At 54.1% G+C, this 23,819-nt stretch carries 23 protein-coding genes, 1 riboswitch and 1 other annotated feature; of the genes, 18 read left to right on the plus strand and 5 right to left on the minus strand.

Going from position 1 to position 23,819, the window contains the following annotated elements; translation table 11 throughout:
- Positions 1 to 2: 2 nt before the first annotated feature.
- From KNP75_RS04245 to KNP75_RS04295, 11 genes are all read left to right on the plus strand, one after another.
- A complete protein-coding gene (locus KNP75_RS04245; RefSeq protein WP_034778343.1) occupies positions 3 to 251 on the plus strand; it encodes a NifU N-terminal domain-containing protein in 249 nt (82 codons plus the stop codon).
- The gene (locus KNP75_RS04250) at positions 248 to 1,048 is read left to right on the plus strand and encodes a glycosyltransferase family 2 protein (protein WP_138859140.1); all 801 of its coding nucleotides are present in this window, start codon (positions 248 to 250) and stop codon (positions 1,046 to 1,048) included. The genes KNP75_RS04245 and KNP75_RS04250 overlap by 4 nt, the downstream gene beginning before the upstream one ends.
- Positions 1,049 to 1,050: 2 nt before the next feature.
- Positions 1,051 to 1,545 carry an Lrp/AsnC family transcriptional regulator gene (locus KNP75_RS04255; RefSeq protein ID WP_021065542.1) on the plus strand — a complete coding sequence of 165 codons (495 nt, stop codon included), beginning with the start codon at positions 1,051 to 1,053 and terminating at the stop codon, positions 1,543 to 1,545.
- Positions 1,542 to 2,729, plus strand: a complete 1,188-nt coding sequence (locus KNP75_RS04260; RefSeq protein WP_138859141.1) for an aminotransferase — start codon at positions 1,542 to 1,544, stop codon at positions 2,727 to 2,729. Before KNP75_RS04255 ends, KNP75_RS04260 begins: the two co-directional genes overlap by 4 nt.
- Positions 2,730 to 2,797: 68 nt before the next feature.
- The gene (locus KNP75_RS04265) at positions 2,798 to 4,033 is read left to right on the plus strand and encodes a lysine N(6)-hydroxylase/L-ornithine N(5)-oxygenase family protein (RefSeq protein WP_353049030.1); all 1,236 of its coding nucleotides are present in this window, start codon (positions 2,798 to 2,800) and stop codon (positions 4,031 to 4,033) included.
- 194 nt (positions 4,034 to 4,227) lie between these two features.
- Positions 4,228 to 4,620: a S1 domain-containing post-transcriptional regulator GSP13 gene (gene yugI / locus KNP75_RS04270; RefSeq protein ID WP_016509788.1), complete on the plus strand. Its 393-nt coding sequence runs from the start codon at positions 4,228 to 4,230 to the stop codon at positions 4,618 to 4,620.
- Positions 4,621 to 4,713: 93 nt separating this feature from the next.
- Positions 4,714 to 5,712, plus strand: coding sequence for a Gfo/Idh/MocA family protein (locus KNP75_RS04275; protein WP_215189933.1), 999 nt, complete (start codon positions 4,714 to 4,716; stop codon positions 5,710 to 5,712).
- Between the two features lie 68 nt (positions 5,713 to 5,780).
- Positions 5,781 to 6,944 carry an iron-containing alcohol dehydrogenase gene (locus KNP75_RS04280; RefSeq protein WP_215189934.1) on the plus strand — a complete coding sequence of 388 codons (1,164 nt, stop codon included), beginning with the start codon at positions 5,781 to 5,783 and terminating at the stop codon, positions 6,942 to 6,944.
- 106 nt (positions 6,945 to 7,050) lie between these two features.
- A complete protein-coding gene (locus tag KNP75_RS04285; protein WP_034778329.1) occupies positions 7,051 to 8,403 on the plus strand; it encodes a glucose-6-phosphate isomerase in 1,353 nt (450 codons plus the stop codon).
- 98 nt (positions 8,404 to 8,501) lie between these two features.
- Positions 8,502 to 8,975: an RNA deprotection pyrophosphohydrolase gene (gene ytkD, locus KNP75_RS04290; protein WP_034778327.1), complete on the plus strand. Its 474-nt coding sequence runs from the start codon at positions 8,502 to 8,504 to the stop codon at positions 8,973 to 8,975.
- Positions 8,956 to 9,717, plus strand: a complete 762-nt coding sequence (locus KNP75_RS04295; protein WP_214788836.1) for an alpha/beta hydrolase family protein — start codon at positions 8,956 to 8,958, stop codon at positions 9,715 to 9,717. The genes ytkD and KNP75_RS04295 overlap by 20 nt, the downstream gene beginning before the upstream one ends.
- Before the next feature lie 29 nt (positions 9,718 to 9,746).
- Here KNP75_RS04295 and pckA read toward each other — a convergent pair whose 3' ends face one another.
- On the minus strand, positions 9,747 to 11,318 hold the full coding sequence (gene pckA / locus KNP75_RS04300) for a phosphoenolpyruvate carboxykinase (ATP) (protein ID WP_034778322.1): 1,572 nt from the start codon (positions 11,316 to 11,318) through the stop codon (positions 9,747 to 9,749).
- Positions 11,319 to 11,632: 314 nt separating this feature from the next.
- Positions 11,633 to 11,752, plus strand: a riboswitch (SAM riboswitch).
- Positions 11,753 to 11,882: 130 nt separating this feature from the next.
- Between pckA and metK the strand changes: the two genes are divergently transcribed.
- Positions 11,883 to 13,091, plus strand: coding sequence for a methionine adenosyltransferase (metK, locus tag KNP75_RS04305; protein WP_138859148.1), 1,209 nt, complete (start codon positions 11,883 to 11,885; stop codon positions 13,089 to 13,091).
- Between the two features lie 42 nt (positions 13,092 to 13,133).
- On the opposite strand, the gene KNP75_RS04310 is transcribed toward metK, so the two are convergent.
- Complete coding sequence (locus tag KNP75_RS04310) at positions 13,134 to 13,661, minus strand: hypothetical protein (RefSeq protein ID WP_138859149.1); 528 nt, start codon at positions 13,659 to 13,661, stop codon at positions 13,134 to 13,136.
- Between the two features lie 164 nt (positions 13,662 to 13,825).
- Here KNP75_RS04310 and KNP75_RS04315 point away from each other — a divergent pair, with 164 nt between their 5' ends.
- Together KNP75_RS04315 and KNP75_RS04320 are read left to right on the plus strand one after the other, a co-directional pair.
- Positions 13,826 to 14,296: a GNAT family N-acetyltransferase gene (locus KNP75_RS04315; RefSeq protein ID WP_034778317.1), complete on the plus strand. Its 471-nt coding sequence runs from the start codon at positions 13,826 to 13,828 to the stop codon at positions 14,294 to 14,296.
- A gap of 90 nt (positions 14,297 to 14,386) precedes the next feature.
- Positions 14,387 to 15,103, plus strand: coding sequence for an alpha/beta fold hydrolase (locus KNP75_RS04320; RefSeq protein WP_034778316.1), 717 nt, complete (start codon positions 14,387 to 14,389; stop codon positions 15,101 to 15,103).
- Positions 15,104 to 15,135: 32 nt separating this feature from the next.
- On the opposite strand, the gene mnmM is transcribed toward KNP75_RS04320, so the two are convergent.
- Together mnmM and mnmL are read right to left on the minus strand one after the other, a co-directional pair.
- A complete protein-coding gene (mnmM, locus tag KNP75_RS04325; protein ID WP_034778311.1) occupies positions 15,136 to 15,708 on the minus strand; it encodes a tRNA 5-(aminomethyl)-2-thiouridylate-methyltransferase MnmM in 573 nt (190 codons plus the stop codon).
- Positions 15,662 to 16,639 (minus strand): tRNA modification radical SAM protein MnmL/YtqA, encoded by a 978-nt coding sequence (gene mnmL, locus KNP75_RS04330; RefSeq protein ID WP_215189935.1) that lies wholly within the window; start codon positions 16,637 to 16,639, stop codon positions 15,662 to 15,664. The genes mnmM and mnmL overlap by 47 nt, the downstream gene beginning before the upstream one ends.
- A gap of 176 nt (positions 16,640 to 16,815) precedes the next feature.
- Between mnmL and KNP75_RS04335 the strand changes: the two genes are divergently transcribed.
- The 4 genes from KNP75_RS04335 (at position 16,816) to KNP75_RS04350 (ending at position 22,430) form a co-directional block, all read left to right on the plus strand.
- On the plus strand, positions 16,816 to 18,006 hold the full coding sequence (locus tag KNP75_RS04335; protein ID WP_214797304.1) for an MDR family MFS transporter: 1,191 nt from the start codon (positions 16,816 to 16,818) through the stop codon (positions 18,004 to 18,006).
- 42 nt (positions 18,007 to 18,048) lie between these two features.
- Positions 18,049 to 18,267, plus strand: a binding site (T-box leader).
- Positions 18,268 to 18,309: 42 nt separating this feature from the next.
- On the plus strand, positions 18,310 to 20,712 hold the full coding sequence (gene leuS, locus KNP75_RS04340) for a leucine--tRNA ligase (protein ID WP_214706500.1): 2,403 nt from the start codon (positions 18,310 to 18,312) through the stop codon (positions 20,710 to 20,712).
- Positions 20,713 to 20,829: 117 nt separating this feature from the next.
- Entirely contained in the window at positions 20,830 to 21,903 is a 1,074-nt protein-coding gene (locus tag KNP75_RS04345) for a hypothetical protein (protein ID WP_214706497.1), read from the plus strand.
- A 14-nt stretch (positions 21,904 to 21,917) separates the two neighbouring features.
- Positions 21,918 to 22,430, plus strand: a complete 513-nt coding sequence (locus tag KNP75_RS04350; RefSeq protein ID WP_215189936.1) for a pyrophosphohydrolase domain-containing protein — start codon at positions 21,918 to 21,920, stop codon at positions 22,428 to 22,430.
- Between the two features lie 40 nt (positions 22,431 to 22,470).
- Here the strand turns inward: KNP75_RS04350 and KNP75_RS04355 are convergent, their stop codons facing one another.
- Positions 22,471 to 23,745: a BaiN/RdsA family NAD(P)/FAD-dependent oxidoreductase gene (locus KNP75_RS04355; RefSeq protein WP_034778302.1), complete on the minus strand. Its 1,275-nt coding sequence runs from the start codon at positions 23,743 to 23,745 to the stop codon at positions 22,471 to 22,473.
- Positions 23,746 to 23,819 lie beyond the last annotated feature (74 nt).

A 23,819-nucleotide genomic window follows, 5' to 3' on the forward strand; every position in this document is an offset into this window, starting at 1 on the left:
CGATGTTACGTATCGATCCAACACCGAATCCAAATGCAATGAAAATTACACTTCCTGAGAACGTCTTCGGCGCGAAAAGCCAAAGCGTGAAAGCGGGCGAAGAGACGGACCAACCGCTTCTCGCGAAACTCGTCGCCATCGAAGGCGTCGAGAGCGTATTCGCCTATGGCGATTTCGTCACGGTATCGAAAGAAAACGGCGTCAGCTGGGAAGCCATCTTGCCGCACGTCGAAACTGCTTACCGCGGATGAACCCGCTCGTTTCCATCGTCATCCCGGTCCACTCGCGGGAGACGGAACTGACGGAACTGCTCGAATGTCTGGTCGTCCAGACGTTCGGGGAGTTTGAAGTACTTGTGATCAATAATGACGGGCCGCCAAAACAGCATCTTTTGGCGCCTTTTTTGAATCGATTATCGATTCGATATATCGAGCTTGGCGAGAATCATCACGTCAAAGCCCGCAATCGCGGCGTGCAGGAAGCGAGCGGCGACTATATCCTGTTGCTCGACGATGATGATTTACTCATGCCGACCCATATCGAACAAGCGCTCGAGGACATCCGTTCGGCCGACCTCGTCTTCACGGACGCGGAACTGTTCCGCTTTACGTGGGAAGATGGGCGCCGTCGCGTCACCGACTGGGAGGCATTCGCCTACGCCCTCGATTTGGAGCGCCTTCGCCAAGACTCGACGTTTATCCCGTCCGGTACGCTCTATCGAAAACAGCTCCACGAGACGATTGGATCGTTCGACGAGGACGTCTATAACTACTGGGATTGGGATTTCATTCTACGTGTCAGTGAGGTCGGGACGATTCGTCATCCGGCCCGCGCGACGGTGCTCTATGCGTTCAATGGCACCGACAACTTGTCGGCCAAACAAGACGAGACGCGCCGTCGTTACTTTGATCGGTTCTGTCACAAGCACGGTTTGGTCAATATGGAAATGAAGAACTTCCATATCGTCCAAGCCGAACGACGGGACTATGTGAGACAGACAGAGAGAACGTTCACAGGGGCGTTCCCCGGTAGAACGGAAGGAGAATAACTATGTATACATCGAAAGAACTAGAATTGCTCGAGCTGCTCGAAGAGAAAGGCTACCTCGAGACGAAATTGTTGGCGAACTTGCTCGCGACCGACGAGGCGACTGTCGAGGCGATGCTCGAAAAGTTCAAGGCGGACGGCATCTTGCTCGGCTTCCGGGCGATGGTCAACTGGCAAAAAATCAATCGCCACGATGTCACGGCGTTCATCGACGTCAAAGTCACTCCGAAACGGGGTCGTGGTTTCGATGAGGTCGCGGAACGCATTTATCGCTTCCCGGAAGTGACGGCGCTCTATTTGATGTCAGGGGCTTACGACCTGCAAGTCGTCATTCGGGCGAACTCGCTTCAAGACGTCGCGTCGTTCGTTTCGGACAAATTGTCACCGCTTGACTCGGTCGTCTCGACGACGACGCACTTCAAATTGAAGACGTATAAGCATGATGGCATTTTATTCACCCCGCAAGTCGAAGACAAACGGTTGAATATTACGCCATGAAGTCACTATCCCAACAAGTCGTCTCAATGAAGCCGTCCGGTATTCGCCGATTCTTCGATTTGGCGCAAACGATGGAAAACGTCGTCTCTCTCGGGGTGGGAGAGCCGGATTTCATCACGCCGTGGAACGTGCGCGAGGCGAGCTATGCGGCGCTCGAGCAAGGCTACACGGCCTATAGCGCGAACGCCGGTCTCCTCGAGTTACGTCAAGAAATCGCTGGTTACATGGCGGACCGGTTCGGGGCGACATATGACCCGGCCACGGAACTGATTGTCACGACGGGCGCGTCGCAGGCGCTCGATATCGCCTTCCGGGCTCTCCTCAACCCGGGTGACGAGGTCATCGTCGTTGAACCGGCTTTCGTCTCGTACGGGCCGCTCATCGAGCTCGCCGGCGGGACGGTCGTCCCGGTCGCCTGTCGTCCGGAGAACGGGTTCCGTCTGAACCGGGAAGACGTCGAAGCGGCGATCACGGAGCGCACGAAAGCGATGCTCCTCTGCTTCCCGTCAAACCCGACCGGAGCGACGATGACGGGTGAAGAACTCACCGAGATTGCGGAACTCGCGACGAAACATGACCTTTGGGTCGTCAGTGATGAAATTTACGCCGAACTGTCATATGACGAGCCTTTCACAAGCTTTGCGACGCTTCATGACATGCGCGAGCGGACGATCGTCGTCAACGGGTTCTCGAAGGCGTTCGCGATGACAGGCTGGCGGCTCGGGTTCACATGTGCGCCGGAAGTCGTAACACGGGAGATGCTCAAAGTTCATCAGTACGGCATGATGTGTGCCCCGACGCTCGTTCAGTTCGGCGGTCTCGAGGCACTGAAGAGCCGCGACCAGCATGTACCGAAGATGGTGAAGAGCTATCGGCAGCGCCGTAACTACTTCATCCAGGCCCTCAATGATGCCGGGTTACCGACGCACGTACCGGGTGGGGCGTTCTACGCCTTCCCATCGATTCGCCACACCGGATTGACGAGCGAAGAGTTCGCCGAGCGTCTCTTGCTCGAGGAACGGGTCGCGGTCGTGCCGGGCAACGCCTTCGGCGCGAGCGGTGAAGGCTTCGTCCGGGCTAGTTACGCAACGTCGGTCGAACAATTACAAGAAGCGATTCGTCGCATCGATCGGTTCATGAAACAGTTCGAAGTGACGACGACAGTGACAGACTCTCAGCGATGAGGGTCTGTTTTACGTTTTAGTGGTATAATAGATGGGAAAAGACGAGCGAGGTGAGGTCATTGGAACGAGTGGATTTTGTAGCAATCGGATGTGGCCCGTACAATCTCGGCTTGATGGCGCTCAGCGAATCGACCAAATTGACGGGGATATGTTTTGAAGAGCGGGACGACTTCAAGTGGCATGAAGGAATGTTGCTCGAAGCGGCGACGATGCAGACGCATTATTTATATGACCTTGTGACGCTCGCCGACCCGACGAGCCGGCACAGTTATTTGAACTACTTGAAGCAGGCGGGCCGACTGCAGACGTTCATCGTCCAAGAGAGCCCGACGATTCCCCGGACAGAGTTCAATCGCTATTTGCAGGCGATCGCTGCCTCGCTCGACACAATCAAGTTCTCGCACCGGATCGTCGACGTCCGTCCGGCACAGGACGGCTTCCTCGTCACGGTCGCGACGCCTAAAGGCGAAGAGACGCTATCGACGCGACACGTCGTCATCGGGACCGGGGCCGAACCGCTCATCCCAGAGGCGTTCCAAGACGTCATCCATACGAGCTCGTATCGAATGGAGCGGGAACGATTGCTTGAAAAGGACCGCATCGTCGTCATCGGCAGCGGGCAGAGCGCGGCGGAGGTGTATCTCGATTTATTGAGTCGATCCGATAAAACGCGGCAACAAATTGATTGGGTGACGCGCTCGGACGTGTTCGAGTCGCTCGAGAGCGGCAAACTCGGGGAAGAGATTTTCAGCTTGTCGTATGTCGAGTATTTCAATCGATTACCGTACGCGGAACGTGAGCAACTTGGGAAGTCGTTCGAACGATTCCGCAATGGCGTCAATCCGGATACGCTCCGTGCCATCTATGGGGCGTTATATCATCGGACGGCGGACGGGACGGACCAAGCGACGAACTTGTGTACCCAAATCGAAATCGAGCGCGTATCGCACTCATCGAGCTATATGGTCGAAGGGACTCAGCAGCATAGCGGTGAATCGTTCACGAACGAATACGATGCGGTCGTGGCGGCGACCGGGTATCGACCGCGGATTCCGGAGTGGGTCGAACGATTTGACATCGAATGGGAAGCGGAACGACTATGGCGCGTCAACAACCGCTATCAAATCGCGACAGAGACTCGGTTGACCGGCAGTCTGTTCACCCATACGAACTTGGAACATTCGCACGGGCCGGCGGCAACGAATTTAGGGATGGCCGTATATCGGAACGCGATTATGTTGAATGAAATGGTAGGGGAGACGGTGTTTGAGGTGGCCGCACAGCGACCGTTTACAAGCTTTTGAACAAAAAAAGGGCTAGGCGTTAGCCTAGCGGAATCAGGGGGGAATACTTGAAGTCTTGCTTGATTTGTATTTACCCGACCCGTCGACTTTGAAACACGAAAATAATCCCAAATAATCTTTTTTACTAATTTGTACACTTTATCGAAAAAAGTATGTTATAGTAAGTTGATGAATTTAGCATAGGAGTGTTTGTAATGGCAAAATACGAAAAAGATCAAGTTTTAAAAGGTAAAGTAACAGGAATCCAACCTTTCGGTGCGTTCGTCGCACTCGACGACGAGACTCAAGGTCTTGTCCACATCTCTGAAATCTCACACGACTACGTGAAAGACGTGAACGAGTACGTTCAAGTCGGTCAAGAAGTTGAAGTGAAAATTCTTGATGTTGATGAAGCATCTAAGAAAATCAAGCTTTCAATGAAAGCGACACAAGAAGCTCCAAAACGCGAGAAGTCGGCTAAGCCAGCTCGTCGTGGCGCACCACGCCGCAACGAAGCTTCAAACTTCAAGCAAGAAGAAGCTCCAGGATTCACTGTCCTCAAGGACAAGCTCGAAGACTGGATCAAAAACACGAACTTCAAGAAGTAAGTGATTGAGACGACCTGCCATGTGCAGGTCGTCTTTTTTTGTACAGGAAATGTCCCGCTCGTTCACGAACAGTACAGAAAAGGAGTGAGGACCATGAGAATCGGAATCATCGGTACGGGTGGGATTGCCAAGACTGCCCATATCCCGCAATACATCGCGGCAGGGGCTGACGTCGTCGCCGTCATGAATCGGACCCGTGAGCGCGGGGAAGCGGTGGCTGAACAGTTTGGAATCGAACGGGTGTACGAGACGGTCGAAGAGATGCTCGTCACAGAACAACTCGATGCGGTCAGTGTATGTACGCCGAACGCGCTCCACAAAGCGCAAGTCATCGCCGCACTCGAGGCAGGATGCCACGTCCTCTGTGAGAAGCCGCCGGCCATCTCGGCCCGTGAGGCGAACGAGATGCTAGCAGCGGCCCGGAAGGCAGAGCGGACGCTGCATTACGGATTCCATTACCGGCACCGGTCGGACACACAACTATTGAAACGGATGATCGATGCCGGGGAACTCGGTCACGTCTATGCGGCGACGGCCCTTGCCCTGCGGCGTCGTGGCATCCCGGGATGGGGCGTGTTCACGGATAAGGAACTGCAAGGAGGCGGTGCACTGCTCGATATCGGGGTACATATGCTCGACCTCGCCTTGTATTTGATGGATTATCCGAAGCCGGTCGATGTCATCGGTCACGTCGGTCAATACCTCGGCACACGGCCTGGTGTCGGGCTGATGGGTGATTGGGACGCAGAGGCGTTCTCGGTCGAAGACACGGCCCGGGCGATGGTCACGTTCGACAACGGAGCATCTTTGTTTTTAGACGCGAGTTTCATGGCCAATGTCGAGGCGGCGGACACGATGCGGGTCGAACTACGGGGCACGATGGGCGGGGCGTCGCTCTTTCCACTCCAACTCCATACGGAAGAGCATGGCGCCTTATTCGATAAATCACCGGCCCATCTGACGCTCCAAGATCCGTACGCCAGTCAGATTCGCACGTTCCTCGAGGCGTGCCGGCACGAGCCATCGTACGAGCAAGCGGAACAGGCGGTGACGCTCCATACGATCATCGACCGCATCTACGCTCAGGCCTGATTGCTTTTCAATCATAAAAAACAGGGTATATAGTGTAGGTGTTACATATTTTCGAAGGAGGATGAAACATGCACAACTTTGAATACAAGAACCCGACGAAACTTATTTTCGGGACACATCAGATCGAAAAACTCGCGAGCGAGTTGAAGGCGCTTGACGCCAAGAAAGTGATGCTCGTCTATGGAGGCGGGAGCATCAAAAAGAACGGCACGTACGAAGAAGTCGTGGCCGAGTTAAACAATGCCGGAATCGACTACGTCGACTTCTCAGGCGTCGAACCGAACCCGCGCATCGAGACGGTACGTCGTGCCGTCAAACAAGCGCGTGAAGAAAACATCGACGCATTGCTCGCGGTCGGCGGCGGTTCGGTCATCGATTGCACGAAACTCATCTCGGCGGCCATCCCGTATGAAGGCGACGCTTGGGATATCGTGCTTCGCGATCACATCCCGACGGAAGCGGTCCCGTTCGGTACGGTGCTCACGCTCGCAGCGACTGGCTCTGAAATGAACTCAGGTTCGGTCATCACGAACTGGGAGACACAAGAGAAGTACGGCTGGGGTCACCCGCTCGTCTATCCGACGTTCTCGATCCTCGACCCACGTTACACGGTATCAGTGCCAAAAGACCAAACGATTTACGGCATCGTCGACATGATGAGCCACTGTTTCGAGCAGTACTTCCACCCGAACCATGCGCCGGTTCAAGAGCGGATGACGGAAGGCGTGTTGAAAGCGGTCGTCGAATCGGCACCGAAACTCGTCGACGATTTAGAAAATGTCGACTTGCGCGCCATCATCTTGTTCTCAGGTACGATCGCCTTGAACGGTGTGCTCCAAATGGGTGCCTCGGGCGACTGGGCATCGCACAACATCGAACATGCGGTCTCGGCTGTCCATGACATCCCGCATGCAGGCGGACTCGCGATCCTGTTCCCGCGCTGGATGGAACATGTACTCGATGAAGACAATGCAGCACGTTTCGCACGCTTAGGCACAGAAGTGTTCAACGTCGAACCGGCTGACACGGATTTGGAAACGGCGAAGCGTACGATTGCAGCCGTTCGTGCCTTCTTCGATGAGCTCGGCGCGCCAAGCTCGCTCCGTGACTATGATATCGACGAGTCGACGTTCGACGCCATCTTGGATTCGGCGATGAAACGCGGGGCGTTCGGTCGCTTCCGCACACTCGAACGTGAAGACGTGGCAGCGATTCTTGAGTTGAGCAAATAAGGCGATTTGATGCCTATTTTGCAATAATGATTGAACGAATCCGACGTTTCCGTTTATGATGGGTCATGTATGGCTCTTCAAGGAGCGATTTAAAGGAGGAAATGACATGTCAACTGTACGTTTCGATTATTCAAACGCCCTGTCTTTCGTCGGGGAACATGAAGTCGATCAATTGCAAGAAACCGTGAAAGCAATGCATTCGGTCATCCATGACCGTAGCGGAGCAGGTAGCGATTTCCTTGGGTGGGTCGACCTCCCAACAAACTACGATACGGATGAGTTTGCCCGCATCAAAGCGGCCGCGGAACGAATCCGTGAGAACTCGGACGTCCTCGTCGTCGTCGGGATCGGTGGATCATACCTCGGCGCACGCGCGGCCATCGAGATGCTTCAACATTCATTCTTCAACGTATTGTCAAAAGAAGAGCGCAACGCGCCACAAGTCTTCTTCGCCGGTCACAACATCTCGTCTACTTATTTGACGGAGTTGCTCCAGGTGCTCGAAGGCAAAGACGTCTCGGTCAACGTCATCTCGAAATCGGGAACGACGACAGAGCCGGCGATCGCGTTCCGTGTCTTGAAACAATTCATGGAAGACAAGTATGGTCAAGACGGTGCTCGTGAGCGCATCTATGCGACGACAGACCGTGCCCGTGGCGCCTTGAAGACGCTTGCGGATGCGGAAGGCTACGAAACGTTCGTCATCCCGGATGACGTCGGAGGCCGCTTCTCGGTCCTCACACCGGTCGGACTCCTTCCGATCGCTGCGGCAGGCATCGACATCGATGCCCTCATGGAAGGTGCACGCGACGCACAAAACGCCTATTCGTCACCAGAGCTCTCTGAGAACGAGGCGTACCAATATGCGGTCGTCCGTAACGCCTTGTATGCGAAAGGCAAGTCGATCGAGTTGCTCGTCAACTACGAACCGGCCTTGCACTACGTGTCGGAGTGGTGGAAACAGCTTTACGGCGAATCAGAAGGGAAAGACAACAAAGGGATCTTCCCGGCGGCTGTCGACTTCTCAACCGACCTCCACTCGATGGGACAATACATCCAAGAAGGTCGTCGTGACTTGTTCGAGACGGTCATTCGTGTCACGAACGTCCGTCACGCGATGAACGTGCCAGAAGACGCGCAAGACCTCGACGGCTTGAACTTCCTCGCTGGCGAAACGATTCAATTCGTGAACGACAAAGCGGCTGAAGGAACACTCCTTGCCCACACGGACGGAGAAGTACCGAACCTCGTTGTCGAATTGCCAGAGATGACGCCGTACCACCTCGGTTACTTGTTCTACTTCTTCGAGAAGGCATGCGCGATGAGCGGATACATTCTCGGGGTGAACCCGTTCAACCAACCGGGCGTCGAAGCGTATAAAGCGAACATGTTCGCTTTGCTTGGAAAACCAGGTTACGAAGAACAAAAAGCTGAGCTTGAAAAGCGCTTGAACCAATAATTTTGAGTAGGTCCGCTCCGGCGGGCCTATTTTTTTGTTTGAAACTGGGGGAAGACAAGGTAAAGTGAGAGTAGACAGGGGAAAGAAAGGGATGGACTATGTTGACATTCACGGACTACTATCACAATAAAGTCGAGTTGAGCTTTGCGCACTATCCATTTTCGGATACACCGCTCCACGTCTGGGTCGTCGCCCGCTATGAGAATCAATGGGTGCTGACGAAGCATAAGCAACGCGGACTCGAGTTCCCAGGAGGAAAAGTTGAGCCCGGCGAACATGAGGATGATGCCGCGATTCGGGAAGTGTATGAAGAGACGGGTGGTGTCGTGAAGACGCTGCACTATCTCGGACAATACCGCGTGCTCGGGCGCGGGGACACGGTCATCAAAAATATTTACTTCGCCGAGATCGAGCGCTTCGATGACCATCCGGCCGTCGATGAGACCGACGGCGCCGTGCTCATGAAGGAACTGCCAACGAATCTGCTCCGGAACAACCGGTACAGTTTCATGATGAAAGACCGGGTGCTCCCGGAAACGATGAAGGTGTTACATGAAAAACGAATGGTTTGACCGGATCGAGGTCCTCCCTCCATATGCCGGTTATGCGGTCCACCGTGGCTGGTACGCGACGCGCGATGGTGAGGATGTCGTCGCCTATACGATCACGCCGACGCGACCGAACGGGCACGTCCTGTTTTATTTGCGCGGCGGAACAGGACGCATCGGGGACGTGCGCTTGCCCCGGTTGATGCAGTTCGCGGCCAAAGGCTTCCACGTCGTGGCGCCTGTTTATCGGGGTAACCATGGGGGGAGCGGGAAAGAAGACTTCGGCGGGGCCGATTTAGAGGATGTCTTGTCTCTTTATGATCGCGTCCATCGAACGGACACGCTCATTCATGCCCTTGGCTTCTCGCGCGGGGGCATGATGGCGTTGTCGCTCGCCGCGGAGCGGCCGCTCACGTCCGTGACCTCATGGGCGGGTGTCACCAATTTGGAATGGACGTACGAAGAGCAACGCTCGATGCGGAAAATGCTCCGCCGTATGACCGGGGGTGACCCGGAAGCGGCTCGTGAGGCGTATGTGGAGCGTTCACCCCTCTACAAGGACTGGGAGGCCCCGACGTTATTGATTCACGGGACAGACGACGAGCAAGTGCGGCTCCGCCATGCGACAGCCGTGGCCGAACGGATGGGGGAGCGGGCCGAACTTTGGATCGTCCCGTTCGCTCATCAACTCCCGTTTTGGGAAAAGTGGAAGACGACCGATGAGGCGATGGACTGGATGTTAGCCGTCGCACCAAAAAATGACTAGCGCCTGAACCAGGTGCTAGTCATTTTTTATTACACGATGATTGGGCCGGCCGCGACGACCGCCTCACTCGCTTTCGTGAATCGTTTGAAGTTGTCTTGGAACTTACGGGCGAGCGCTGCCGCCTCGGCGTCGTAGCGGGCCCCGTCTTTCCATGTGCCCCGTGGGTTGAGCACGTCGTCTGGCACCCCGTCGATGTGGCGTGGGATCTCGACGTTGAAGATGTCATGGCGCGTCGTCTCGACGTCACGGAGTTTCCCGTTGACGGCCGCGTTCACCATCGCCCGTGTATAGGCGAGCTTCATCCGCGATCCTTCGCCGTAAGCTCCGCCGGTCCAACCGGTATTGACGAGATAGACGTCGACGTCATGTTTCTCGATCAACGTGCCGAGCATGTCGGCGTAGCGTTCCGGTGCGAGCGGCAAGAACGGTGATCCAAAACATGTCGAGAAGGTCGCCTGCGGCTCCGTCACGCCGCGCTCCGTGCCGGCTAGCTTCGACGTATAGCCTGACAAGAAGTGATACATCGCCTGCTCCTTCGTCAATTTGCTGATTGGAGGCAGGACGCCGTACGCGTCGGCCGTCAAGAAGACGATCGTGTTCGGATGCCCGGCTCGTGACGGAAGCATCGCGTTATCGATAAATTGAATCGGGTAGGCTGCCCGTGTGTTCTCAGTGAGTGAGATGTTCTTGTAGTCTGGCGCCCGTTCCTCGTCCAAGACGACGTTCTCAATCAACGAGCCAAATCGAATGGCATCGTAGATTTGAGGTTCGTTCTCACGCGACAAGTTGATCGTCTTCGCGTAGCAACCGCCTTCAATGTTGAAGACGCCATCAGGAGACCAACCATGCTCGTCGTCCCCGATTAAATGACGTTCTGTGTCGGCCGATAGCGTCGTCTTTCCGGTACCCGATAGCCCGAAGAAGAGAGCCGTCTCGCCGGCGTCCGATACGTTCGCCGAGCAATGCATCGACAAGACGTGCTGTTCTGGTAACAGGAAGTTCATGACTGAGAAAATCGATTTTTTAATTTCGCCGCCGTATTCTGTTCCCCCGATCAGAATGGTCCGTTTGGCGAATGAGACGAGAATGAACGTTTCGGAGTTCGTCCCGTCGACTTCCGGATCGGCCTTATAGCTCGGTGCATAGATGACCGTGAACGGATCAAAGGCACCTTGTGTCGGCCATTCGCGCAAGAACAACTGTTTCGCGAACAAGTTGTGCCACGCGTATTCTGTGATGGCCCGCACTGGAAGCGTATAATGCTCGTCAGCCCCGGCAGACGCCTCGAGATAATAGAGCTTGTCTTTCGTCTCGAGATGCGTGAGCACTTTATCGAGCAGTGCCGTGAACTTCTCTTCTGCGATCGGTTGGTTGACCGGACCCCAGTCTACTAAATGATTGCTGACTTCATCTTGCACGACGAATTTGTCTTTCGGTGACCGTCCTGTGAATTTACCTGTACTGACCGATAAAGCCCCGTCTTTCGTCAGTACGCCTTCCCCGTTGCGAATGGCTTCTTCCACCAATTCTGGAACCGTTAAGTTCCGCATCATGTCGGCACCTTTAATTAATTCTTCGATTTTCAGGAGCGTTGTCGCCATCCTGAATCCCACCTTTCCCCTAAATAGATGTGGATGAAATCCGCATACTTCCGCGTTTAATTAGTATGACGTTTTTATTATATGTGACATACTAATCAAAAACAAGCCTTTTTTACCCTTTAAAGTAAGCGCTTTCTTACACTGTCATTCTAACATATTCTGTACCAGGTCATAGTACAAAATCGAAAACCGACAAAAAAATGTTTGATATTTCACAAACATAACTATTGCGAGTTCGTGAAAAGTTTTACGAATTCAGTCGATACGCTTGACAGAACGGGGTGTCATTTATATGATGGTCTTCGTAACGGATACTCTTATTCTGAGCGGTGGAGGGAACAAGGCCCTACGAAGCCCAGCAACCGTCCGATTTGTCATTGTTATTCGGAAAAGGTGCTATCCTGAAGCGAAGCGCAAGCTTCGAACGATAAGAGGGTAAGGAAGAACGATTCAACCTTTCCCATTGAACATGGCGAAAGGTTTTTTTCATTACCGTCCCAAAGCAACGCGTAAGGGGAACGAGTACCGTCCACACATCACCCTTATTATAGGAGGTTTTTCGAAATGGCAAACTTGAACCGTCGACTTTTCACTTCGGAGTCCGTCACGGAAGGACATCCGGATAAAATTTGTGACCAAATCTCAGATGCGATTTTGGATGCGATTTTAGCTGAAGATCCAAACGCCCGCGTTGCGGCTGAGACATCTGTCACGACAGGTCTTGTGCTCGTAGCAGGTGAGATCACAACATCAACTTACGTGGATATCCCGAAAGTGGTTCGTGAAACAGTTCGTGAGATCGGCTACACACGTGCAAAATATGGTTTTGATGCAGAGACTTGTGCTGTCCTCACATCGATTGATGAGCAATCGGTAGACATCGCCCAAGGCGTCGACCAAGCGCTTGAAGCTCGTGAAGGACAAATGACTGAAGAAGAAATCGATGCGATCGGCGCTGGTGACCAAGGTCTCATGTTCGGTTACGCAACAAAAGAGACACCAGAACTCATGCCGCTCCCGATTTCACTCGCACACAAATTGTCACGTCGTTTGGCAGAAGTTCGTAAGAACGGCACGCTCGCTTACCTTCGTCCTGATGGTAAGACACAAGTGACGGTCGAATACGACGAAGCGAACAACCCAGTTCGCATCGACACAATCGTCATCTCGACGCAACATGCCGAAGACATCACACTCGAACAAATCCAAGCTGATTTGAAAGAGCACGTCATCGACGCGGTCATCCCGTCTGAACTTATCGACGCGGATACAAAATACTTCATCAACCCGACTGGCCGTTTCGTCATCGGTGGACCACAAGGGGATGCAGGCCTTACAGGACGTAAAATCATCGTCGATACGTACGGTGGTTACGCTCGCCACGGCGGCGGCGCGTTCTCAGGTAAAGATCCAACCAAAGTTGACCGTTCAGCGGCGTACGCGGCTCGTTACGTAGCGAAAAACCTCGTTGCAGCGGGACTTGCTGACAAAGCAGAAGTTCAACTTGCTTACGCGATCGGCGTTGCCCACCCGGTATCGATCGCAGTCGACACGTTCGGCACAGGCAAATTGAGCGAGACTGAGCTCGTCGAACTCGTTCGCGAGAACTTCGACCTCCGTCCGGCCGGCATCATCAAGATGCTCGACCTTCGCCGTCCAATCTACAAGCAGACAGCAGCTTACGGCCACTTCGGTCGTACAGACGTTGAACTCCCATGGGAGCAAACGGATAAAGCGGCAGTGCTTGAAGAAGGCGCGAAACGCTTCGCATAAGACAGTAAAAACGACCTTTCTCAGCGAAAGGTCGTTTTTTTGTTAGGCTTGTGTTTTGTTGTCATTCGATGATTCGTTATTGCTTGATGACGTGTCGGATGAAGTTTCTTGCCCGAGCGCCGTATCTTTCGCATCGACGACTTTCTCGCCGATCGATTGAAGATCTGACTTCGCTTCTTGCGCCGTGCCGACGACTTTGTTCACGTCTTCTTTGACCGTGTCGACTTCACCAGCGACTTTCTCGTATACGTTTTGAACGTCAGTGGCAACTTCTTGGATGATTCCAGAAGCCGATTTCACTTGGTCAATGACTTGTGAGGCCTTTCCGGCTGGGTCTTGTTTGACCGTATCGACGAGACCGCCGACCGACGATTTCGCGCTCGAGAACGATTGTTTCGTGTTCTCACGGTTCGACGTGCTAAGTAAGGCGAGCAGACCGCCGACGAGGGCGCCGAGGAGCATCCCGGTCACGACGGTGATTTTAGGGCCACCTGCATTTGCTTGGTCAAACTGACGATTTGGATTGTTGGCTTGCTCTAGTTTTGGATCATGTTGTAGTTTCGGTTCCATAGTAACACTCCTTTTTGTAAGTTGGCATTGATACTCTTATACCCGAGTCAAAATGGAAAATAACGTCTTCCTTCATTTCGACATCAAAAAGTAATGAGCGGGCAGGATATTTTTTTGCTGATGGGGAATGATACTACTAGATTGGCCAAAAGGGGGATGCCGTTATGAAGATCAGGGAAGCCGTACCAGAAGATGCCGCCACCATCCGCGATATTGCGCTCGCAACGGTCAGTGAACAAGACGAGGTTCGTTCAAAAGTAATGGAACGGGCTTATCAGCAAGAAGAGATCGTCCGCGCCATCAGTTCAAGCGAGGAAGCGAAAGAGCAGTTGTTCATTGTCGGTGAAGCCGAAGGCGACGTCATCGGGTTCTATCATGCGATCGACCGCGGGGATACGTGGGAAGTGCTCCGACTCTATCTTCATCCGACCCATCACCGACAAGGTCTCGGAACGGCCTTATTGTCTCATCTGCGCGAACGTAAAGTTCAACCGATCGAACTGTACGTCGAGAGTTCGAACGAGCAGGCGATTGCCTTTTTGAACCATGAGGCGTTCATCGAATTGAATCGGATTCAAGAGGAAGTGTACGACCAACCGATGGAACTGATTCATTTGCGCTATGACCCGAGCTAAGACCCTAGACGGATTTTCTGACAAACATCAGTCTCGGCTGATGTTTTTTGTTAGTATAAAAACATGGACATAATAAAATGAGGTGACAGTATGACATACGAAGAAGAATCACGAAAAGGGGTCATCGTGATCGTCTATCCGCTCCAGTTCACGTCACGCTTGAGCGAGGCGTTTTTAGGACGGTTACGTGACGAATATGAAGTTCTCGTCGTGACCGGACAGACGGTCGGCTTGACGGCGGAAGACCATAAGCTGTTAATCAAGAACACGCTACGCGAGGCGAGCCAGTACAAACTGCCGATTCACGTCATCGCCTTCAGTCTCGGGGCGTTGTTAACGAACCGATTGCTCCAGGAATACGATGTGCCGCTCGGCAGTTTGACATATATCTCACCCTTGTTCGACTGGCATCCGTCCCGCCAAATCGGCGGATTGAAACAAGTCGTCGCGAGTGCGGTCGACCGTTTCCGTCCGGATTTGCCGCTCGGCATGATGACGTTCATGGGTGCAGGCGAAGAGTCGTCCCGCTTCGGTGAGATCACCTACGGGCAATACCGGGAAATCGAGGAAGAAATCGTCGAGCATCAAGAAGAGAAGAAACATTTGCCGCGCCTTCCACTCGCTTGCTTCTATGCGCCGGACGACCGCTTCGCCGATGTGAAGCTGACGCTCAACGTCTGTCGAAAAATCGGCGGCGATCAAGTGTACATCCGCCGGCTCGAAGGCTTCCCGCATTTCGGCTATGAACGACTGAACACGAAGTTCGCGGAGACGCTCATCACGTTTTATGAATTGATCCGAGAATGACAAAACAGGCGACTCGCTCGAGTCGCCTGTTTTCATGCACGTTTTTCAATCGCCACGATGAACGGGGGATGATTGATTTGATTGATGAAGCCGTAACGGAGGACGCCGGCCCGCTTTTGATCGAGTGCCTCGACGTAGGCGAGCACCTCGTCGCGCTCGATTTTGCCGCTATCATGGCCATGATAGATGACGACGACGATGACACCACCGACGGCCATGACGTCGAGCAGTTGCTCGAGGGCGTCGATGGTCGTATTGCCCGTCGTCGTGACCGACTTGTCGCTTCCCGGTAAATAACCGAGGTTGAACACGGCGGCTGTGATCGGACGGGTCTCGTCCGCTACAATTTCTCGGACGGTGTCGTGGCTGTCGTGGATGACAGTAACGCGGTCCGTCAATGCTGCTTCCTCGATGCGAATGCGTGTCGCCTCGACCGCCGCTGCTTGGACATCAAACGCGTAGACGTGTCCCGTCGCCTCGACGAGTTCGGCTAAAAACAATGTATCGTGCCCGTTGCCGGCCGTCATATCGATGGCGACGGCACCAGGTGTGACGTGTTCACGGAGTAGGTACTTCGCGAACGGTAAGACTCTCATTAATCCCATAGCTCTCATCCTTCTTTTTTCCTTGGAAGGAATCACGACGCACCAGTTCGGCATCGATGGCGTTCAAAACGGCCATCTTGTGCCGGCTCCACGTCGGACCGATCAACAGATCCGGTGGCCCGTCACCGGTCAACCGATGGATGACGATCTCGGGCGGTAACGTCTCAAGCTGGTCGCAGACGAGGGAGACGTAAGTCGTCTCGTCCATGAGCTCGAGCAATCCTTTTTCGTACTGACGGGCGAGCGGCGTGTGCTTCAAGACGTGGAGCAAATGGATCTTGATTCCTTGTATGTCCATTTTAGCAACTTCTCGCGCCGTGTCGAGCATCATCTCTGTCGTCTCGCCAGGGAGACCGTTAATGATATGGACAACCACGCTTATATTGCGTCGGCGGAGCTTGGCGAGACCTTCGAGGAACGTCTTATAGTCATGGCCACGATTGATTTTTTTCGCTGTCGCATCGTGAATCGTCTGTAGACCGAGTTCGACCGTGAGGGACGTCCGCTCGTTCAACTCGGCGAGATAGTCGACGACGTCGTCCGGCAGACAGTCCGGTCGGGTCGCGATCGATAGACCGACGACACCTTCCTCTTTAAGGGCAGGCTCGAACAATTCCCGGAGCCGGGCGACGGGGGCATACGTGTTGCTGAACGCTTGGAAGTAAGCGATGTAGCGGGCTTCTTTCCACTTTCGATGCAACCGTGCTTTCACTTCGGCAAATTGGACCGGGATCGGATCGCAGGCGTTGCCGGCAAAATCACCGCTGCCGTCGTCCGAACAGAACGTACAGCCGCCCTTCGAGACGAGCCCGTCCCGGTTCGGACAAGTGAAACCGCCGTCGAGCGGTACCTTGAACACTTTCCCGCCGAACTCACGGCGATATGCTTCATTTAATTTGTGGTATCTGGCGTCACCAAATGGATGTTGCATGAATATCCTCTCCTTCTTTGCTCATGCTATCACAAGCTCTCCTCGTGTTTACTTCATAATAAGTAATTTTTCTTGACAGTTATGGGGCGTTCCGTTAGCTTGGAGAAGGACTTATTCTTGATTCGGCCGTCGTGCCGAATTTTTATCGTTAAACGGGAATGAAAGGAGTAACTGGTATGAACAATAAAATGCCGATTTCGGTATGGATTTTGGTCATTGCGATGGCGCTTAATACAACGGCGGCGTCTTTTTTATGGCCATTTAACACACTCTATATAAATGGATATTTAGGCGAATCGATGACGCTCGCAGGGATTGCCCTCCTCGTCAACTCGGCGCTCGCCATCGCTGGGAACTATATCGGGGGCACGCTGTTTGACCGGATCGGCGGGAAGCGGACGCTCATCCTCGCGGTCGGGCTGTTGCTCGCGAGCTCGCTCGGCTTCTTGTTGTTTCATGCCACATTCCTCGGTTACTTGGGCTGGCTTGGATTGATTGGGTTTTCGGGTGGCCTCGTCTTCCCGACAGTATACGCTTTTGCTGGCTTGATCTGGCCGGAAGGGGGGCGACGATCGTTCAACGCGATTTATGTCGCCCAAAACGTCGGGGTCGCCCTCGGGACAGCGATGAGCGGGCAAATCGCGCGCATCGACATCGAGTGGATCTTTTACGCGAACTTCTTCTTATCGGTCTTGTTCGTCGTCGTCCTCTTGTTCGGGCTCCGTTATTTGAAAGACCCGGCCCGTCCGGTCGTCCAATCGCAGCTTGAGGCTGCGGCGACGACGTTGTCCGGCGCGACGATGAAATCGATGTGGTTCGTCGCCATCGGTTACGCGGCCCTTTGGTTCGTTTACGTGCAGTGGCAAGGCACGATCGCTGTCCATTCGAAAGACCTCGGCGTGACAATCAGCCAGTATTCGCTCCTTTGGACGGTGAACGGCGCCTTGATCGTGTTCGCTCAACCGCTCCTCAACCGGGCCCTTCGTTACTTTGAAGACGATTTGAAGAAGCAACTCATCGTTGGCGCCGTTATTTTCCTCGCCGCCTTCGCGGTCGTTCCGTTCGCGGGGGGCTTTACGATGTTCATGGTCGCGATGGTCGTCATGACGATCGGGGAGATGTTCATTTGGCCGGCCGTTCCGACGATTGCCGCGAAACTCGCACCGCCGGGGAAAGCAGGACAGTTCCAAGGACTCGTCAATATCGCGGCCTCGGTCGGTCGGATGATCGGCCCGACCTTATCGGGCCTCGTCTATGACGTATTCGGCATCGGTGCCGTCTTCACAATGCTATTCTTGCTCACGGCCATCGCGCTCGCGTTCTTCATTTTCATGAAAGACATCCGAGTGCCTGAAAAATCAAGTTGACGCTCTAAAACAGATTGGGCTAAAATGAACGAGTGAGATCATACACATGCGTAGAAGAGGAATAGTATCGTGACGTCTGTATTTGTAGAGAGCCGGTGGGTGGTGTGAACCGGTATATGGACCGCGAGAACTCGCCTTGGAGCAGTTCGCCTGAACGAACAGTAGGGTGAACCGGAGTTACGCCTCGTTACCGGCGTCTCAAGTGGCAGAAATGCAACATGGGTGGTACCGCGGAGAGCTTTCAAGCCTTTCGTCCCATTACCGGGGCGGAAGGCTTTTTATTTATGCAGAGGAGGATGAATTTTGGATTATTTTAAACATCAAGACATCGAGCCGAAATGGCAAAAGCGTTGGGACGAGAAAGATGCGTTCCGGACGACAGAAGACCCGGACAAGGAGTGTTTCTACGTCCTTGACATGTTCCCATATCCATCAGGAGCCGGCCTTCACGTCGGGCACCCGGAAGGTTACACGGCGACGGACATCATCGCCCGCATGAAACGGATGCAAGGCTTCAACGTCCTCCATCCAATGGGGTGGGACGCGTTCGGTCTTCCGGCCGAGCAATATGCCCTCGACACAGGGAATGACCCGCGCGAGTTCACAGAGCGCAACATCGGCACATTCCGCCGCCAGTTGAAAGAGCTCGGTTTCTCATACGATTGGGATCGTGAAATCAGCACGACCGACCCGAAATACTACAAGTGGACGCAATGGATTTTCACACAGCTCCATGACCGCGGACTCGCCTACGTCGATGAAGTCGCCGTCAACTGGTGCCCCGCCCTCGGGACGGTACTCGCCAACGAAGAAGTCATCGACGGCTTGTCAGAGCGCGGCAGCCATCCGGTTTACCGTGTCCCGATGAAGCAGTGGGTGCTCCGCATCACGGAATACGCAGAGCGGTTGCTCGATGATTTAGAAGGGCTTGACTGGCCAGACAGCGTCAAAGAGATGCAACGCAACTGGATCGGCAAGTCGGTCGGGGCCGAAGTCGATTTCAAAGTCGACGGTCACGAAAAAGTCGTCACGGTGTTCACGACACGTCCGGACACACTTTACGGCGCGACATACGTCACGCTCGCACCGGAGCACCCGTTCGTGAAAGCCATCGCGACACCGGAACAAACCGTCGCCATCGAGGCGTACGTCGAAGAAGTCTCGAAAAAGACAGATCTCGAACGGACCGATCTTGCTAAAGAGAAAACAGGCGTGTTTACTGGCGCTTACGCGATCAACCCGGTCAATGGTGAGAAGCTTCCAATCTGGATTGCTGACTACGTGTTGTCAACGTATGGTACAGGTGCGGTCATGGCCGTTCCTGGACATGATGAGCGCGACTATGAGTTCGCGAAGACGTTTGACCTTCCAATCCGTGAAGTCGTCACCGGCGGCAACTTGGATGAGGCGGCTTACGTCGAGGATGGCGTCCACGTCAACTCAGGTAGCTTGGACGGTCTCAATAAAGCCGACGCGATCGCCAAAATCATCGAAGAGCTTGAACTTGCCGGCACTGGCCGTGCGAAGACGACGTATCGTCTCCGCGACTGGTTGTTCAGCCGTCAGCGCTATTGGGGCGAGCCGATTCCAATCGTTCATATGGAAGATGGCACGCTAAAGACGGTCCCGGTCGAAGACCTCCCGCTCGAACTCCCGATCATCGATGAAATCAAACCGTCGGGTACGGGTGAATCGCCGCTTGCGAACGCAGACGAGTGGTTGACGTACACGGATCCAGTGACGGGTGAGAAGGGTCGTCGCGAGACGAACACGATGCCACAATGGGCCGGCAGCTGCTGGTACTACATTCGCTTCATCGATCCGCACAATGAAGACATGATCGCGGACCCAGAGAAGTTAAAGCGTTGGCTTCCGGTCGATTTGTATATCGGTGGTACGGAGCACGCGGTCCTACACTTGCTCTACGCTCGTTTCTGGCACAAAGTGCTCTACGATATCGGCATCGTCCCGACGAAAGAGCCGTTCCAAAAACTCTATAACCAAGGGATGATCCTTGGTGAGAACAACGAGAAGATGTCGAAATCGAAAGGGAACGTCGTCAACCCGGATGACATCATCAAGTCGCACGGAGCCGACACGCTTCGTCTTTATGAGATGTTCATGGGACCACTCGATGCGGCCATCGCTTGGTCGACGAACGGTCTCGACGGCGCTCGTCGCTTCCTTGACCGTGTCTGGCGTTTGTTCGATCAGACAGAGCTTCAAGACGTCGCACCGACTGCCGACTTCGAACGGACGTACCATCAGACGGTGAAGAAAGTGACAGAAGATTATGAGGCGCTCCGTTTCAACACGGCGATTTCGCAACTCATGGTCTTCATCAACGAAGCGTACAAACAAGACACGCTTCCGAAACAAGAAATGATCAACTTCGTTAAGATGCTCGCCCCGGTCGCGCCACACTTGGCCGAAGAGTTGTGGGAGCGTCTCGGCATGACGGAAGACTTGACGTATGCGGCATGGCCGAAGTTTGATGAGTCGAAACTCGTCAGCGACACGATTGAAGTCGTCATCCAAGTGAACGGCAAGCTTCGTGCGAAGATGCACGTGGCCCGCGACGCTTCGAAAGAAGCGCTCGAGGCCGATGCGCTCGCGAACGAACGCGTTCAAGAGTTCACGGAAGGGAAGACGGTCCGCAAAGTGATCGTCGTTCCAGGTAAGCTCGTCAATATCGTCGTTGGATAAGCAAAGGAATGTGTGACATTGTCACACGTTCCTTTCTTTTGTATGATGTCGTTTTCTTTTCGGGGCGGGTTTGTTACACTAAAGGGCGATACTGCATGTAAAGGGGACGAAACGTCCATGAAACGTTCTTACGTACTATATACGACGCTGTTTGCCGTCGTCGTCGGCGTGATTTTGTGCTATGTGTTCGTCTTTTCGGACGAGGATATTCAAAGCCAAATCGCCTCGACGTTTGAAAAAATAGAGATTCAAACGAGTCACCAAGCGACATCTGTACCTCCCGTCGAAGCTTCGCCGGACGAGGAGGATATCGATACGACCGATGCCCTCGAACAGATTCAACAGCTCGATGAAGTGTACTATAGTGACACGATCGGGTCATATCTCGTCTTGACGAAAAATAAAGAGTTTTTCGAAGTGAGCGGGAACGCCAATCGCGTGAACGCGTCACTCATCCTCAGCAACGAAGGACAGCCCTACCGGTTCGGCGAGTTCATCGGTATGCGCATGATTTCCGAGGACAAGATTTATGCCGTCACGGCAAATGGGGTTCTCGTGACAATCGAGCGTGAAGAGGGCCGGTGGACGGAACAACGACGCAAATTGATTAAAGGAATCGCCTCGACAGACCGATTGTTCGGCCTCGGTTATGACGAGGAGACGAAACGACTGATCATCATGAGCCGTTTGGCGGACACGCCGGATGTGGAACTGTTATACGTCCAAGAACGGACGCTCGAGGATGAGACGGCCACCGACGCTGAAGCGAAGCCAGAAACAGAAGAAACAGCCGATGCGACCGAGACGGATGCGACGACCGAAGTGGATTCAGACGCCGATACGGCGACCACGGCTGATGAGGCAGACGCCGAAGAAACGCCAGCACCTGAGACGGAGTGGGCCATCGAGTCGAGAAAACCGCTCACGACCGAAGGGATGAGCGCCTCGATTCAACAGAAGTTCGAGAACTTCCGCGGTGTCGGCCTCGTCGAACGCCAGGGACGCATTTACGTCCTCGATTCAGAAGAACTCGTCCTCTACACGATCAACCCGGATGAAGGGACGATGAACGGACAGATGGTCACTCCTCGTGTGTACGGGTCGACCGGTATGTTTTTACAAGACAATGAAATTTTCGCCATCGTGCGACCAGATGTGTTCGACCTTGACGACTTCGTCTCGGTCGACTGATAGGAGAGGATCATATGAGCAAACGCTATTTCTATGAAGAAGTTCGCCAATTCCATGAGACGTTCGGGCACCCGGAAGCGAGTGCACCACAGCCGCTCGAGTTAGACCGGGCCGTCAAACGTTCGGTCTGGACGGCAGAAGAGGCCGTCGTCGAATTTTTACATCAATCGGCACGGAACGAGGAAGAGTTCCTGCAAGCCATCGCCACGTTCCAACAAGGATTCGAACAGGCTGTTCAGAAATCGCTCCAGGACGCCCCACCGACAAATGACGTCGAGCGACTCGTCGGACAAGGTGATGCGCTCACGGACGCCCTCTATTTCGTGATGGGCAGTTTCGTCGAGCTCGGGCTCGACCCGGTGCCGTTGTTCGAGATCGTGCAGCGCGCCAATATGGCGAAGCTCGGTCCGGATGGTAAGCCGATCCTGCGCGCGTCAGACAATAAGGTCATGAAGCCGGAAGGCTGGTTGCCACCCGAGCCAGAGCTCGAGGCGGAAGTGCGACGCCAACTTGAAGCGAAACAGTGACACCAAAAGAGAGCCTATCGCGCGCGATAGGCTCTCTTTTTTATACGGTTGTACGTACAGCAAATTCTGCGGCGTGCGACCCGGCACAATGCCCGGTCGTGAAGGCGGCCGTGATGTTATAACCACCTGTATAGCCGTGAATGTCGAGCACCTCGCCGGCGAAGAACAGGCCGTCCGCTTTCTTCGACATCATCGTCTGCGGGGCGATCTCTTTGACAGAGACGCCGCCGCCCGTGACGAACGCCTTATCGAAATCGAGCGTCCCGGTCGCATGTAGCTCAAACGTCTTCAGTCGTGTCGCAAAATCGATGACCGATTGTTTCTTCAACTGACTCGCGTCTTCTTCACCGAAAGCGAGGTCGGCCAACAACAGGTCGAGCATCCGTTCCGGGATAAACCCTTTCCAGACGTTCTTGACGGCCCGTTTCGGTTGTTCTTGGACTTGGTTCCACAGCTCTTGATACAGCTCGTCACGTGCCATGTCCGGGAACAAGTCGAGCGAGAGGGCGACGACGCGCTCTTTACTGCGTTTGCGCTCTTTAATCGTATATTGGCTGCAACGGAGGGCGATCGGGCCCGAGATGCCGAAGTGCGTGAATATCATATCGCCACGGTGTGTCTTGATCGGTTTGCCTTTTTTACCGTGGACGGTGAGGGCGACGTCCCGGAGCGAAAGCCCTTGCAGCTGTTTCGTGCCGATAAAGGCATCGTTCAACAAAATCGGCACCTCGGTCGGGAACAGTTCCGTGATCGTGTGCCCGGCTTTCTCGGCCCACGGATATCCGTCGCCGGTCGAGCCGGTGTGGGGGACAGATTGTCCGCCGACAGCGATGACACAGGCGCCTGCCTCGATGCGTTCACCGTCCTCCAGTTCGACCGCTTCAAACTCGTTTGCTTCATTAAAATGGAGCGTCTTCACTTTCGCGTTTTTGCGAATCTCGACACCGAGTGCGTCGATGGCGCCGAGGAGCGTGTTGACGACATCTTGCGCTTTGTCCGTCACTGGGAACATCCGGCCGTTGTCTTCTTCTTTTAATGGGATGCCGAACCCGGTGAATAAGTCGATAATCGACTGGTTGTCGAACTGGGCGAGGGCGCTATATAAGAAGCGTCCGTTCCCCGGAATGAACTGAATCAGTTCGTCGACGGGCTTGCGGTTCGTGACGTTACAGCGCCCGCCGCCAGAAATGGCGAGCTTGCGTCCGAGCTTCGATCCTTTATCAATCAGGAGCGTGTTCGCTCCGGCTTTGGCGGCGGCGTAGGTCGCCATCAGGCCGCTTGGGCCTCCTCCGATGACGATGACATCTTTCATCATGGTATCCCTCGTTTCTCTTCTCAATCTAAACTTTAACGGTTCGTAACTTTATTATCTGCAACAGTAAGAGTATA

This window comes from Exiguobacterium sp. s6 (assembly GCF_018618155.1).
In the GTDB taxonomy this organism is placed as follows: Bacteria; Bacillota; Bacilli; order Exiguobacteriales; family Exiguobacteriaceae; genus Exiguobacterium; species Exiguobacterium mexicanum_A.

Coding starts and splice junctions, on each gene's coding strand:
- KNP75_RS04280 (WP_215189934.1), top strand. CDS start 5,781: ATGCACAACTTTGAATACAAGAACCCGACGAAACTTATTTTCGGGACA.
- KNP75_RS04315 (WP_034778317.1), top strand. CDS start 13,826: ATGAAGATCAGGGAAGCCGTACCAGAAGATGCCGCCACCATCCGCGAT.
- mnmM (WP_034778311.1), bottom strand. CDS start 15,708: ATGGGATTAATGAGAGTCTTACCGTTCGCGAAGTACCTACTCCGTGAA.
- KNP75_RS04335 (WP_214797304.1), top strand. CDS start 16,816: ATGAACAATAAAATGCCGATTTCGGTATGGATTTTGGTCATTGCGATG.
- KNP75_RS04285 (WP_034778329.1), top strand. CDS start 7,051: ATGTCAACTGTACGTTTCGATTATTCAAACGCCCTGTCTTTCGTCGGG.
- KNP75_RS04355 (WP_034778302.1), bottom strand. CDS start 23,745: ATGATGAAAGATGTCATCGTCATCGGAGGAGGCCCAAGCGGCCTGATG.
- KNP75_RS04320 (WP_034778316.1), top strand. CDS start 14,387: ATGACATACGAAGAAGAATCACGAAAAGGGGTCATCGTGATCGTCTAT.
- pckA (WP_034778322.1), bottom strand. CDS start 11,318: ATGGCGACAACGCTCCTGAAAATCGAAGAATTAATTAAAGGTGCCGAC.
- ytkD (WP_034778327.1), top strand. CDS start 8,502: ATGTTGACATTCACGGACTACTATCACAATAAAGTCGAGTTGAGCTTT.
- KNP75_RS04350 (WP_215189936.1), top strand. CDS start 21,918: ATGAGCAAACGCTATTTCTATGAAGAAGTTCGCCAATTCCATGAGACG.
- KNP75_RS04255 (WP_021065542.1), top strand. CDS start 1,051: ATGTATACATCGAAAGAACTAGAATTGCTCGAGCTGCTCGAAGAGAAA.
- KNP75_RS04245 (WP_034778343.1), top strand. CDS start 3: ATGTTACGTATCGATCCAACACCGAATCCAAATGCAATGAAAATTACA.
- KNP75_RS04260 (WP_138859141.1), top strand. CDS start 1,542: ATGAAGTCACTATCCCAACAAGTCGTCTCAATGAAGCCGTCCGGTATT.
- KNP75_RS04250 (WP_138859140.1), top strand. CDS start 248: ATGAACCCGCTCGTTTCCATCGTCATCCCGGTCCACTCGCGGGAGACG.
- KNP75_RS04310 (WP_138859149.1), bottom strand. CDS start 13,661: ATGGAACCGAAACTACAACATGATCCAAAACTAGAGCAAGCCAACAAT.
- mnmL (WP_215189935.1), bottom strand. CDS start 16,639: ATGCAACATCCATTTGGTGACGCCAGATACCACAAATTAAATGAAGCA.
- yugI (WP_016509788.1), top strand. CDS start 4,228: ATGGCAAAATACGAAAAAGATCAAGTTTTAAAAGGTAAAGTAACAGGA.
- KNP75_RS04345 (WP_214706497.1), top strand. CDS start 20,830: ATGAAACGTTCTTACGTACTATATACGACGCTGTTTGCCGTCGTCGTC.
- KNP75_RS04295 (WP_214788836.1), top strand. CDS start 8,956: ATGAAAAACGAATGGTTTGACCGGATCGAGGTCCTCCCTCCATATGCC.
- metK (WP_138859148.1), top strand. CDS start 11,883: ATGGCAAACTTGAACCGTCGACTTTTCACTTCGGAGTCCGTCACGGAA.
- KNP75_RS04275 (WP_215189933.1), top strand. CDS start 4,714: ATGAGAATCGGAATCATCGGTACGGGTGGGATTGCCAAGACTGCCCAT.